Below are 13,130 nucleotides of genomic sequence, written 5' to 3'. Positions count from 1 at the left end.
GGGATTCCGTCAGGGATAAACAGACAGGCGGTATGATACCGAAGCGGGCGGAAAAGGAAAACCGCGGGGTAAAAATAAGGAAAGGTCGTCTGAAAACCAAAATCGGATTTTCAGACGACCTTCAAACCCATCCTATTCGCGGGCGATGCCCACGCTGCGTATCGGTTTGCGGGAAACGGCTCAAACCATTATTTGAACCACCTCGACAGCACCGGAATCCGCGACAGCAACGCCATATCCAAGAGCCAAATCACGGCGATGGCGGCGATGGCGGTCGGAAACAATACCGCCACGATCAAAAGCGGCACAGCCATTGCCCACCATACCGGCAGCTCGATTTTCTGCGCCGGAGGAACCAGTCCGCCCGCTTTGGACGGGCGGCGTTTCCACCACATCACGCAGCCGCTGATGCAGATGAAAATAACCGCCAGGCAGAACAAAACGTTCGCCAACACGCTCCACCAGCCCAGCGTTCCCATGTGCAGCGCGATGCTGGCCGCCATGAATTTGCCGAAGAAGTTGTAATCGTCGAAACGGATGTCGGCCAGGATTTTGCCGCTGTATTGGTCGATGTGCACCGTGCGGTCGGCGGTCGGGCTGACCATGTCGTAGCTCATCGAATCCTGCGACAGCGTCCACACGCCCGTTTCGCCTTTGGGCAGGTTGAGCTGGTAGCGGCCTTTGAAACCGATTTCGCGGGCGAAGCGGTCAACCGTTTCCAAAGTCATCGGTTCGCTCGGATTGATGCCGTTTTCGCCCTTCGTCGTACCGGAAACAGGCATGGGCGTGAGTTCTAGAATCCACGGCACTTCTTTGGTTTTGCCGTCGTTCAACACATCGCCGTGGGTCGGCACGACGGATACGGGGTTCGGTTCGACCCCCCATTTGCCGGCGGGGAACTGGCTCCAAGACTGAACGAACTTACCGCCCCAAATGCCCGCCCAAGCAACACCAGACAGGCAGAACAACAATAAAATCAAAGAAACCCAAGTGCCGAATGCACCGTGCATGCTACGCCACCACGAGCGTCCTTTGCCCGTTTGCGGCACAAGCATGGATTTCAGGCTGCGCTGTTTCGCCCACCAAAGATAAATCCCCGTAATCATCATCAGGATGGTCAGCGATGCGGCAGTTTCTATCAGATAATCGCCCGCCGTGCCGAGCATCATATCGCCGTGGATTCCGTCCATCGTGTGATACCAGCCCTCATTGCGCGGCATGGAACTGACGACTTTCGCCGTGTAAGGATCGACGGCGACCATGGTCGCTTTGTCGTCGTTGTTTACGCGGAACACGGCAACCATATCGTCGGCGCGCGGCGCGATATATTGCACCACCGAAGCGGTTTCAGGGTTCACAGACTGCCGCGCCGCTTCCGCCTGTGCCGACAAAGGCTGCACCTGCGCCTGCGGGGTAACGTGTATGCGCTCGCCCTCTTTACCGGTGATGTTGGCGAATAGAAGCATGCCTAGACCTGTTACGGCAAGCAGGGTCAGAAAGGGCGCGACCAATAGCCCGAAATAAAAATGCCACCGCCACACGGTCAGATAGCGGCGGTTGGCTTGTTGGTCGGAACGGGGCGCAGGTTGGGATGTGTCCATAAATTCTCTCTGTTGTTTTATCGTGGGTTAAAAAAGAAAAACGCCTGCCCGCGCGGGAATGACGACATAGGTATTCCCTATTTGAATTTGTTGCAATACTATACAAAATAACTAAAAAACTAATACTTTATAAGTATAATCGAATTTTCAAACATGAACAATTTCTGATAATACTGCCTCATCATAAGACAGCACCAACAAAAAACCGTATCAAACAAAAACAGCTCCCTGTCCGAAAGCGTTTCATCATAAAGCTTTGCTGAAAAACAAGGTCGTCTGAAACCTCAAACCGGGTTTTCAGACGACCTTTGTTTGTTCAATCAGAATTCGATGTTTTCGTAGGCATCGTCGAATACAAACGGGCCGCGTTCGCCGCCGCTTTCGGATTCGAGGTGGATGCGGGTCATCATCATGGACTGGTCGACTTCTTTCATCATGTCGTAGATGGACATGAGGGCAACGTTGACGCCGGTAATGGCTTCGGTCGTGATGCTTTTGCCGCCTTCCGAAGTGACGGTTACGGTAGCTTTGACGTAGGCGAGTTCGAGATCGACATCGAAATCGACGCGGACGTGTTGCAAGACAGCGGGTTGGTAAAGCGGGACAATCAGTCCGACCTGCTTGATGCCTTGGACGGCGGCAACACGGGCGACGTTGAGGATGCCTGCGTTTTGGGTGGCGTTTTCCGCCAAAACTTTGATGGCGGAGGTACTCATGTTGATGGAGCCGCTTGCCACTGCGGTGCGGACGGTGGGTTGGCGTTTGTCGTTTTCGCGTACGGAATTGAAGTTGAACATACTGTGCCTGCGTGAAAATAGGATTTTATGTCGTAGTATTTTACGGGATTTCTACGCTTCGGACTATGCTGCGGATACGAACGGCAGAATAATCGGACTGAAATGCACGGACGGCTTTGTTAAGGAATTAACGGCTTGACTTGTGCGGACGCGGGTTACATCAAGTTTCGGTGTTTTGCAACACCTTTTCCGATGGCGGTTTCAGACGACCTGCTATACAATGTTTTACGTTTGTTTTTAAGATAAATAAAGAGAGAAAATCATGCAACTGCATATCCTGAACAATCCCAAAGACGCGGCTCTAGCGGCAGACGCGGAATTTTTGAAACAATCTTTGTACAAACTCCTGCACGAAGAAGCCTCGCCTTTGGTAGTGGAAACGGTCAAACTGTTGTCCACTTCGGACGACAGCGCGGCTTTGATTGAGAAGGTTTTGCCGCAACTGGACGAACAGCAAACCCACGACCTGACGCTTGCCTGCGGCTTGTTCGCGCAGATTCTGAACATCGCCGAAGACGTACACCACGAACGCCGCCGCCAAATCCACGAAGAGGCGGGACACGGCGGCGCGGAAGGCAGCCTGGCGGAAACGGTACGCAAACTCAAAGCGGCGAAAGTCGGCGGCAAAACGGTTCAAAAACAATTAAATACGACCAATGTTACCGCCGTTCTGACCGCGCACCCGACCGAAGTGCAACGCCAAACCGTGTTGAACTTCAACCGCCGCATCCGCGCCCTCCTGCCCCGCCGCGAACGCTGCACCCATGCCGACGCGCTGGCGGAATTGCGCCGCGAAATCGACACCATCTTGTTGGGCTTGTGGCAAACCAGCGAAACGCGCCACCACAAACTCAGCGTCAACGACGAAATCAACAACGGCGTATCCATCTTCCCGATGAGTTTCTTCGAGGCACTGCCCAAACTCTACCGCAGCATGGAACGCGAGTTTCAGACGACCTATCCTGATGTGGACGTGCCCGACATCTTAAAAATCGGCGGCTGGATAGGCGGCGACCGCGACGGCAATCCGTTTGTCTCCGCCGAGACCCTGCGTTTTGCTTTCCGCCGCCATGCCGACGCGGTGTTCCGTTTTTACCGTGGTGAACTCGACAAACTCTACCGCGAGCTGCCGCTTTCCGTCCGCCGCGTCAAAGTCAACGACGACGTGATGGCGTTGTCGGACGAATCGCCCGACGAAGAAATCGCCCGCACCGAAGAGCCGTACCGCCGCGCCATCGCCTACATCATGGCGCGCGTGATGGGCAAAGCCCGCTCGCTCGGCTTGGGTATGGGCTGCAAATTCGGCTTTATGATGCCTTACGCCTCCGCGCAAGAATTTTCAGACGACCTCCACAAGCTGCAACGCTCCCTGCGCGACAACGGCAGCGCGCTTTTGGGCGAAGGCAGGCTCGCCGACCTGATCCGTTCCGTATCCGTGTTCGGCTTCCACATGATGCCGCTCGACTTGCGCCAACACGCGGAAAAACACGCCGATGTCGTCGCCGAACTCTTCAAACACGCCGGTTTGGAAGACTACGGCAGCTTGTCTGAAACGGAAAAACAAACCGTCCTGCTGCGCGAGCTGAAACACCAGCGGCCGCTGTCCAGCCCGTTCATCACTTACAGCGAACACACCCGCCGCGAAATGGCGATTTTTAACGAAGCGCGCAACATCAAAGACGAATTCGGTGAAAACGCCGTTACCCAAAGCATCATCTCCAACTGCGAACAGCCCAGCGACCTGCTCGCCCTCGCGCTGTTGCTTAAAGAAAGCGGCCTGTTGACGGTTGAAAACGGCAAACCGCAAAGCCGCATCAACATCGTCCCCCTCTTCGAAACCATCGAAGCCCTCGAAAACGCCTGCCCCGTCATGGAAACCATGTTCAGCAACGAATGGTACCGCGACCTGCTGCAAAGCCGCGACAACATTCAAGAAATCATGCTCGGCTATTCCGATTCCAACAAAGACGGCGGCTACGTTACTAGCTCTTGGTGCCTCTATCAGGCGGAATTGGGCTTGGTCGAACTCTTCAAAAAATACGATGTCCGTATGCGCCTCTTCCACGGCCGCGGCGGCAGCGTCGGACGCGGCGGCGGCCCGTCTTACCAAGCCATTCTCGCCCAACCGGCGGGCAGCGTGGCCGGACAAATCCGCATCACCGAGCAAGGCGAAGTCATCACCGCAAAATACGCCGACCCCGGCAACGCCGTGCGCAACCTCGAAACCCTCGTCGCCGCCACGCTCGAAGCCAGCCTGCTGCCCGATCAAAAAGACCCCGAACCCGCGCTCATGCAGGCATTGTCGGACGTATCGTTCAAATACTACCGCGAGCTGATTACCCACCCAGACTTCATCGACTATTTCCTGCAAACCAGCCCAATACAGGAAATCGCCACCCTCAACCTCGGCAGCCGCCCCGCCAGCCGCAAAACTTTGGCGCGGATACAGGATTTGCGCGCGATACCGTGGGTGTTCTCATGGATGCAAAACCGCCTCATGCTGCCCGCGTGGTACGGCTTCGGCAGCGCAGTGGAAAGCCTGTGCGAAGGCAAACCCGAAACCCTTGCCGCCCTGCAGGAACACGCGCACCACAACCCCTTCTTCCAAGCCATGCTCTCCAATATGGAACAAGTCATGGCGAAAACCGACATCACCCTCGCCGAAAACTACGCCGGCTTGAGCGAATCGCCCGAAAAAGCCGCCGTCATCTTCGACATGATTAAGGAAGAATACCAACGCAGCCGCAAAGCCCTGCTCGACCTTTTGCAAACCGACGAACTCTTGCGCGACAACCGCAGCCTTGCCCGCTCGCTTGCCCTGCGGATTCCGTACCTGAACGCGCTTAACGGCCTGCAAGTCGCCATGCTCAAACGCCTGCGCAAAGACCCGCACGACCCGCACACCCTCCTGATGGTGCACCTGACCATCAACGGCGTGGCACAAGGTTTGCGCAATACAGGTTAAGGCAGTACGAAAAAAGGTCGTCTGAAAACCGTTTCAGACGACCTTTAGACCAAGCGCAAACCGTAACGCGGGCTTTATTTGAGAAAGCCCATACTGTTCTGCTGCATCACTGTGTTTACCGGGGTATGGCAGCCGCTTCGGCGTTGCGGATGATCAACGTACTGACACACCTTAGCTCGGTATAGTGGATTAAATTTAAATCAGGACAAGGCGACGAAGCCGCAGACAGTACAGATAGTACGGAACCGATTCACTTGGTGCTTCAGCACCTTAGAGAATCGTTCTCTTTGAGCTAAGGCGAGGCAACGCCGTACTGGTTTAAAGTTAATTCACTATACTGCCCCATATCGCCGCACCATAACATTTCAGACGACCCCGAGGTCGTCTGAAACACAAAAACAGCTTACGTTAAGGCGACTCATTATGTCTGACATTGTCTTTATATTGTTATTCGGCAGGCTTCAACCCCACAGGACACCCGACTCATCCGACTCGCCCGTCCCCTTTTGGCATTCGGCGGCAGGCTCGGCTTTGATTTATTTATGTATACGCACAGTGACAAGCAGCCTTTCTGATTCGATTTCCAAAGCCTTTGACAGCCTCCCCCTCATTCTATTTCAAACTATCTGCATGTTCGGCTGCTTGCTTCTGTATTTCAAAATGTTGCGTACCACATCCAACCCGAAACGCCGCCGGTTTATCTATTGGGGACTGGGCATTCTTTCAGGTATAGCCTTAACCCTACTGACCGAAAAATTGTTTTCTTTGGCAAACTTATTTATTATGCATTGACTGGAGGGGCAATAGGCTACCCCCTCTTTTTTCAGACGACCCCGAGGTCGTCTGAAACACAAAAACAGCTTACTCCAAGGCAATAATCATGTTAGACATTATATTCATATTAACATTAGGCAGACTTCAAGCTTCAGGAACACTAGACTTTCCCGACAAGCCCTATCCCATCTGGAAATGGGCAGTAGGCGCGGGTGTGCTTTATGCCATGACAATGACACTGATAGGGTACGTTCTTCATTCCTCCTTTTCCCCCTTCAGCTTGTTACTGACTGCCGCCATCTCATCCGCCACGTTCGCACTCTATTTCAAACTGCTGCGTGCCACCACTGACAAACCTACGCAGCACCAATGTATTTACTGGGGTGTCGGCATCGCTTCGTCATTGTTGCTGTCTTTCGTTTTTGGCTATCTTAGCGCATTGGCGAACCACCTTCCGCAATAACCCTTTTCAGACGACCTTTTCCACACTTCCGCATACCATGCCGACCAAACCGCCCGCCTACCACATCACGCACAAAATCCACCAAACCCGCCGCATCTCGCGTAAAAGCATTGCTTTTCTGTTCCTGCTGGCAGGTTCGGCATTGGTCGCGCTGACCGCCCTCCTGTTTGCCTGGATGGCAGATTTCGCGTTAGAAATGAATGCGGAGCTGGTGCAAAAATATCCTTGGTTTGCCTGGGTCGCCCTACCCTTCGGGCTGCCACTCATCGTCTGGATCACCCGCCGTTTCGCCCCCTACACCTCCGGCAGCGGCATCCCGCAAGTGCTCGCCAGCCTCGCCCTGCCCTACGGCGCCAACAAAACCCGCCTGATCCGCCTCCGCGAAACCCTCCTCAAAATCCCGCTGACTTTCCTTGCCATGTTTGCAGGCGCATCCGTCGGGCGTGAAGGACCGTCCGTCCAAGTCGGCGCGGCAGTCATGAGCGCGTGGGGCGCATGGTGCAAAAAACACGGCTTCGCCTTTCGCGGCATGCAGGAAAACGACCTTATCGCCGCAGGCGCGGCAGGCGGGCTTGCCGCCGCGTTCAACGCCCCGCTGGCAGGCGTGATTTTCGCCATCGAAGAACTCGGGCGCGAAGTCATGCTGCGTTGGGAGCGGCAAATCCTGCTCGGCGTCCTCGCCGCCGGTTTCATCCAAGTCGCCATCCAAGGCAACAATCCCTATTTTTCAGGCTTCAGCGGCGGCGCGCTCGACAATATGCTCGGCTGGGTATTGGGCTGCGGACTCGCGTGCGGCATCGCAGGCGGACTGTTCGGACGCACCCTGTATCTCGGCGCCACCGCCTTCGCCCCCGCCAAATGGCGCGAACACATCCGCCGCCACCCCCTGATTACCGCCGCCCTCATCGGCATCCTGCTCGCCGCCATCGGCACGCTTTACCAAGGCAAAACCTACGGCACAGGCTACCACGAAGCCGCCCAAGCCCTGCGCGGCATCCACGAAGCCCCCGCCGGACTCGCCGCCGCCAAATGGTTCTCCACCGTCCTGACCTACTGGACAGGTACGCCCGGCGGCATCTTCACCCCCTCCCTGACCATAGGCGCAGTCTTGGGCGAACACATCGCCATCCTCACCGGACTCGACCAAGGCACCCACGTTCTCGTCCTCATCTGCATGGCAGCCTTCCTCGCCGGTGCCACCCAATCCCCGCTCACTTCCGCCGTCGTCGTGATGGAAATGACCGGCGGACAAAACCTCCTCTTCTGGCTGCTCATCGCCTGCATCTTCGCCTCACAAGTCTCCCGCCAATTCTCCCCCCGCCCCTTCTACCACGCCGCAGGCACACGCTTCAAACGACAGGTGGAACAAAGCGGACAGAAGTGAAGCCTGATATTGCCGATGTGGGAAGGTGTAGGAAAGGTCGTCTGAAATGTTTAGCGATTCGTGGGCAAAGCCCACGCTACAAAGTTTATTGACAACACAATTGCCGTAGCGTGAACTCTGTCCACGAAAATGATTGACGCAAAAAGGTCGTCTGAAAACCCGATGTAGGTTTCAGACGACCTTTCATATTTGAACTTTCTATCGGTTTTGGCTGACTCGGTATCCGTAACGTGGGTTCTACCCACGAAGATAATTGACGGACAGATGTTTGAAATTTTGAGTGGCTCGCGGACAAAGCCCTCACTACGGTGTCTGCCGACAACACAAGCACCGTCGCGTGGAATCCGTCCACAAAAATGATTAAAAAAGGTCATCTGAAAACTCAAACCCCAGGTTTTCAGACGACCTTTCACATTTTTTCACCCATGCCCGGGAGGCTCCGGCGCACCTGCGGGCTGTTTGTAGCGGTTGTACATAAACAGATACTGCATCGGGAACCGGCGTATCCAATATTCCGTATTTTCATTGATTACCCGCGCATCGTGTTCTTTATTGCCGTTCAGTTCGCCGCGTAAGGGTTCGATATGTAGGACAAACCCGCGTCCTTGCGGCAGGCGTTCTCCGCAGAAAAACAATGCCTTGACCCCTTTTACCTGTGCGAGCTTGCCTGCCAGCGTCATAGTAAAAGCCGGTTTACCGAAAAACTCTGCCCACACACCGTCTCCGCCTTCTTCGGGTGCGGGGACATGGTCGGGCAAAACGATGGTGGCTTCGCCCGCACGCAAAGCTTTGATGACCTGTTTAACGCCTTGAATACTGGTCGGCGCGGTTTTACCTTTGCCGCGTACGCGCCCCGCCTGCATGACCTCATCCATTGCTTTGAGCTTCGGCGGTTTGTACATCGCCGTGAGCGGGAAAGGAAGCTGTTGGCTGATATATCGTCCGGCAAGGTCGTAGCTGCCGATGTGCGGGGTAATAAACAACAATCCTTCGCCCGCATCCAACGCAGCCTGTACATGTTCCCATCCGCGTACTTCTACAAACAATTTTTCTATGCTTTCAGGTCGTCTGAAAAAAGCCACGGGCAATTCCAACCCGCCTTTGACCGTTTCGCGGAACACAGCCTTGACCGCCGCTTCATCGGGCTGCAAACCGGCCGTCCGCATATTGTCAAATACGCGTTCGCGATCCTCACGGCGCAGATAATAAACCGCGCAGCCCAACACGCCCGCCAATGCGTGCAGCAGGCGCAGCGGCATGGCGGCGAAGAGTTTGAAGAAAAAGGTAATCAGAATATACATAAAGGTATACCAAAGAAAGGTGGTCGGATTGTATAGCCGAATACGCAGGCAGTCGATACCTCGTTGACTGCCTGCACGCCGTTGCCATCAAGATGCACCTTCAAATCAAATAACAAAATTGATAGTAACTGTTGTAAAATTTTTACAGACTAAAAACGTACCGATAAGACTTTCCCTAAAACTTCGTTAATATTCCAAAACAGCCAACCACTATCAATACAAATACCGAAGAACAGTTTTATTTTTATATTTAATTGTTTTATAAATATTTTTTATAAAACCCTAATTCTATACTTCTGCTGTTTTTATTTTCATATAGATTAAGCCTGTTTTTCATTTCTAAAAAATCGTCCCTTTTACCCATTTTAAAATACTTCGGGATTTGCCCAAACAACAATTATTTACGGCAAATTTAAACGCATATGCTCTCTTTTGCACCTGAATGCGGTACACTTACAAACATAAGCATTTGAAATTTCTTAGAAATATAAAAAGAATCACAATCATATTCTTTTTGTAATACTCCTCAAATCAAGCTAACGAATAGAAAGGCATACATCATGGAAACCAAACGTCTCTCTTCCCTTCTCAAACTCATCGCCAACCCCGAACGCATGACCATTTTGTTCATGCTGATGGACAGCGAACGCAGCATCGCCGAATTATCCGAAACGCTCGGACAACCTGCAACCGCCGTTTCCAACCATCTCGCGCGCCTGCGTTCCGAAGGTCTGATCGATTTCACCCGCTACCACCGCATCATCGAATACCGGCTGGTATCCGAAGAAGCCGCCGTCATCCTCGATACGTTGCGCCATTTGGAAAACCGTAAAGCCGCCTAAAGGCTGTTGAGCCTTGTTTTCTCAAACGGATTTTTGTTTCAAAACCGGCAGCCGCCGAAATTCCCTGATGTTACAATAGCGTCCCGTTTACCCAACAAAAGCGGTTTTCATGAACCGCTTTTGTTTTGTCCTTATTTTGCCCGAAAAGCCCGAAACGCTTTTCAGACGACCCTCACACACGGAATCCGCATGAAAATCACCACTTGGAACGTCAATTCCCTCAACGTGCGCCTGCCGCAGGTGCAAAACTGGCTTGCCGACCATCAGCCCGATATCCTCGTCTTGCAAGAACTCAAGCTCGACCAAGACAAATTTCCTGCTGCCGCCCTGCAAATGATGGGCTGGCACAGCGTTTGGAGCGGACAAAAAACCTACAACGGCGTCGCCATCATCAGCCGCAGCGAACCGCAAGACGTGCACGTCGGCCTGCCTGCCCTACCCGACGACCCGCAACGCCGCCTCATCGCCGCAACCGTCAACGGCGTGCGCGTCATCAATGTCTATTGCGTCAACGGCGAAGCCCTCGACAGCCCGAAATTCCAATATAAAGAACAATGGTTTGCCGCATTGACTGAATTTGTCCGCGACGAAATGACCCGCCACGAAAAACTGGTCTTGCTCGGCGACTTCAATATCGCGCCCGCCGATGCCGACTGCTACGATCCTGAAAAATGGCATGAAAAAATCCACTGCTCATCCATCGAAAGACAGTGGTTCAAAAATCTGTTGGATTTGGGCTTGACCGACAGCCTGCGCCAAATCCACCCCGAAGGCGCGTTTTACACTTGGTTTGACTATCGCGGCGCGATGTTCCAACGCAAACTCGGACTGCGCATCGACCACCAACTCATCAGCCCCGCCCTGTCTGCCGTGCTGAAAGACGTTTATGTCGATTTGGACGCGCGCGCGCAAGAACGCCCGAGCGACCATGCGCCGGTCGTGGCTGAATTTGATTTGTAAGGCGTAATCTTAAAAAAAGGTCGTCTGAAAACCAAAAATTGGGTTTTCAGACGACCTTTTTTAAATTCCGGGCTGTATTGGCGTGTACGGGTTTGACGTTTGTTTTTTTATCATTCAAACCACCAAAACTCTTATTCAATATGTCGCCTGATGCCCAAAGTCAGCCTGTCTAAACCTGCCAAATCTTGTCGGGTTTCAATCTCCGTAAAACCATTTTCCGACAAAATCTGCCGTACTGCCCCACCTTGGTTATATCCATGTTCCAACAGCAACCACCCGCCCTCTTTCAAAAATTCAGGCGCACGCTGTGCCAGCTCCCGAATACAGGTCAAGCCGTCGGCAAAATCGGTCAATGCCGTTTGAGGCTCAAAGCGCAAATCTCCTTGATTCAAATGGCTGTCATCTGCCTCAATATAAGGAGGGTTGGAAACAATAATATCGAAACGATATTTGTCTTCAGACGACGTTTTATCTGTATCGAACCATGATCCTGATGCAAACTCAACTGCTGCACCTAAATTTTCTGCGTTTCGACGGGCAACAACCAAAGCCTGCCTGCTAATATCAGACGCGCGTACTTCTGCGTCCTTCCGTTCCAATGCCACCGTAACGGCAACCGCTCCGCTACCGGTACCCAAATCCCAAACCCGTCCGTTTTTCGGAAGATGTTCGATAACCGCTTCAACCAAATGCTCGGTTTCCGGACGGGGAATCAAAACATCAGGGCAGACTTCAAACCAACGGCCATAAAACTCTCGACCACCCATGATATAAGCCATTGGTTCACCATTCAGACGACGCTCCACCAAACTCTCTAGCCGTACGAAAACATCTGCCGGAATCGCTTCTGCTCCCTGCGTTATTAATTGAACACGGCTGTAACCTCCTGCCTTTTGCAAAAGCATACGTGCCTCTATGCGCGGTAGTGGAGACTGCCGTATCCAGTCATCTAATGTCATCACTCTTTTTTCATTCATTTCCATCTCATCATCCATCAACTCTGCCTGCTAAAAACAAACATAAAATACTTCCAAGATTTCCTTGAATTTACCAACATTTAATTTTCCAAGTAGCTTTTTTTGTTCACCAAGCAACAGGATTAAGACGGGAAACATAACAATGCTGGAAGCTTTGTGAGGATTTCCCTATAGAAGATGTCGTTTGATGAAAAAACACAAAAATTATTGAAGGTCGTCCCCCTTATACTGCTTCAAAATTCCTACACATTTATCCTATACCCTATACATTTTCTTATATTTAGTAAATGAACATATCTAATAAAAAGCAACCAGGAAACAGTACAAGCATCATAATTAAACGCTAAACGTTCTTAAACCACTATTTTCCTTGAGTAACCAAGGATTAGGCTGTGTATTCCTGATTGGAAAATTTTCTATAAATAAGGATGCGTCGTATTTAAAACATCATAAAAGCTAAGAGGTCGTCTGAAATATTTCAGACGACCTCTTAGTGAATAAGGCAAAAGCCTGAAACAATCAGGCTTTTATATTTGGCTCCCCGACCTGGGCTCGAACCAGGGACCTGCGGATTAACAGTCCGTCGCTCTACCGACTGAGCTATCGGGGAAAGATTTTGGATTATAGAGAAAGAAGTAACTTACGTCAACACTATTTTAAAAATACAATGGTGTAAGTTCCCAAAATACAGATAAATACCGGAATTTATAGAATTTCAGCAATATGCTTCGCAGCACGCTTGGCATCCAACAAAATCAAGCCCAGCTTACCGCTTTCTCTTGCCATCAAAGCCAAAACAGCGTTTTCTCCTGCCTGACTCAGCAAAATATAACCTGTCTTCCCTTTCACCATAACCTGATCAAGCTCACCACAAGCCAACTCATGGACGGAGCGGTTACCCAATGCCAGCAATGTTGCTGACATTGCACCAACACGGTCTGCATTTAAATGCGACGGCAGCATAGTTGCAATAGGCAAACCGTCAGTAGAAATAACGGCTGAAGCAGTAATATCAGGAGAGGTATTATTCAAATCGCTCAATACAGAAATCAATAATTGTTGCATA

At 52.0% G+C, this 13,130-nt stretch carries 12 protein-coding genes, 1 tRNA gene and 1 pseudogene; 6 read left to right on the top strand and 8 right to left on the bottom strand.

The window, feature by feature from the left end:
* Nucleotides 1-188: 188 nt before the first annotated feature.
* Both NM96_13265 and NM96_13260 read right to left on the bottom strand, forming a co-directional pair.
* Nucleotides 189-1,601 (bottom strand): PepSY domain-containing protein, encoded by a 1,413-nt coding sequence (locus NM96_13265; GenBank protein AVR80145.1) that lies wholly within the window; start codon nucleotides 1,599-1,601, stop codon nucleotides 189-191.
* 320 nt (nucleotides 1,602-1,921) lie between these two features.
* On the bottom strand, nucleotides 1,922-2,398 hold the full coding sequence (locus tag NM96_13260; protein ID AVR80144.1) for a cyclic pyranopterin monophosphate synthase MoaC: 477 nt from the start codon (nucleotides 2,396-2,398) through the stop codon (nucleotides 1,922-1,924).
* A 262-nt stretch (nucleotides 2,399-2,660) separates the two neighbouring features.
* On the opposite strand from NM96_13260, the gene NM96_13255 reads away from it, so the two are divergent.
* Entirely contained in the window at nucleotides 2,661-5,363 is a 2,703-nt protein-coding gene (locus NM96_13255) for a phosphoenolpyruvate carboxylase (protein ID AVR80143.1), read from the top strand.
* Nucleotides 5,364-5,561: 198 nt separating this feature from the next.
* On the opposite strand, the pseudogene NM96_13250 reads toward NM96_13255, so the two are convergent.
* A pseudogene (locus tag NM96_13250) lies at nucleotides 5,562-5,709 on the bottom strand (IS5/IS1182 family transposase).
* A 77-nt stretch (nucleotides 5,710-5,786) separates the two neighbouring features.
* Here NM96_13250 and NM96_13245 point away from each other — a divergent pair.
* The 3 genes from NM96_13245 to NM96_13235 all read left to right on the top strand — a co-directional run bounded on the left by NM96_13245 (nucleotide 5,787) and on the right by NM96_13235 (nucleotide 7,984).
* Nucleotides 5,787-6,155 carry a hypothetical protein gene (locus NM96_13245; GenBank protein AVR80142.1) on the top strand — a complete coding sequence of 123 codons (369 nt, stop codon included), beginning with the start codon at nucleotides 5,787-5,789 and terminating at the stop codon, nucleotides 6,153-6,155.
* A gap of 88 nt (nucleotides 6,156-6,243) precedes the next feature.
* Complete coding sequence (locus NM96_13240; protein ID AVR80141.1) at nucleotides 6,244-6,600, top strand: hypothetical protein; 357 nt, start codon at nucleotides 6,244-6,246, stop codon at nucleotides 6,598-6,600.
* A 37-nt stretch (nucleotides 6,601-6,637) separates the two neighbouring features.
* Entirely contained in the window at nucleotides 6,638-7,984 is a 1,347-nt protein-coding gene (locus tag NM96_13235; protein AVR80140.1) for a chloride channel protein EriC, read from the top strand.
* 50 nt (nucleotides 7,985-8,034) lie between these two features.
* Here the strand turns inward: NM96_13235 and NM96_13230 are convergent, their stop codons facing one another.
* Both NM96_13230 and NM96_13225 read right to left on the bottom strand, forming a co-directional pair.
* Nucleotides 8,035-8,358, bottom strand: a complete 324-nt coding sequence (locus NM96_13230) for a hypothetical protein (GenBank protein AVR80139.1) — start codon at nucleotides 8,356-8,358, stop codon at nucleotides 8,035-8,037.
* Nucleotides 8,359-8,403: 45 nt separating this feature from the next.
* Nucleotides 8,404-9,285 carry a lauroyl acyltransferase gene (locus NM96_13225; protein AVR80138.1) on the bottom strand — a complete coding sequence of 294 codons (882 nt, stop codon included), beginning with the start codon at nucleotides 9,283-9,285 and terminating at the stop codon, nucleotides 8,404-8,406.
* A gap of 560 nt (nucleotides 9,286-9,845) precedes the next feature.
* On the opposite strand from NM96_13225, the gene NM96_13220 reads away from it, so the two are divergent.
* Together NM96_13220 and xth are read left to right on the top strand one after the other, a co-directional pair.
* Nucleotides 9,846-10,127: an ArsR family transcriptional regulator gene (locus NM96_13220; GenBank protein AVR80137.1), complete on the top strand. Its 282-nt coding sequence runs from the start codon at nucleotides 9,846-9,848 to the stop codon at nucleotides 10,125-10,127.
* Nucleotides 10,128-10,316: 189 nt separating this feature from the next.
* Entirely contained in the window at nucleotides 10,317-11,087 is a 771-nt protein-coding gene (gene xth / locus NM96_13215; protein AVR80136.1) for an exodeoxyribonuclease III, read from the top strand.
* A 131-nt stretch (nucleotides 11,088-11,218) separates the two neighbouring features.
* Here the strand turns inward: xth and prmC are convergent, their stop codons facing one another.
* The 3 genes from prmC to NM96_13200 form a co-directional block, all read right to left on the bottom strand.
* Nucleotides 11,219-12,082, bottom strand: a complete 864-nt coding sequence (prmC, locus tag NM96_13210; GenBank protein AVR80135.1) for a peptide chain release factor N(5)-glutamine methyltransferase — start codon at nucleotides 12,080-12,082, stop codon at nucleotides 11,219-11,221.
* Nucleotides 12,083-12,598: 516 nt separating this feature from the next.
* Nucleotides 12,599-12,674, bottom strand: a tRNA-Asn gene (locus tag NM96_13205).
* A 95-nt stretch (nucleotides 12,675-12,769) separates the two neighbouring features.
* Complete coding sequence (locus tag NM96_13200) at nucleotides 12,770-13,129, bottom strand: hypothetical protein (GenBank protein AVR80134.1); 360 nt, start codon at nucleotides 13,127-13,129, stop codon at nucleotides 12,770-12,772.
* Between the last annotated feature and the right edge of the window lies 1 nt (nucleotide 13,130).

Source organism: Neisseria mucosa, assembly GCA_003028315.1.
Classification (GTDB): Bacteria; Pseudomonadota; Gammaproteobacteria; order Burkholderiales; family Neisseriaceae; genus Neisseria; species Neisseria mucosa.
Note: the sequence above shows the minus strand (reverse complement) of the source record. Positions and strands in the feature narration are given on the sequence as shown.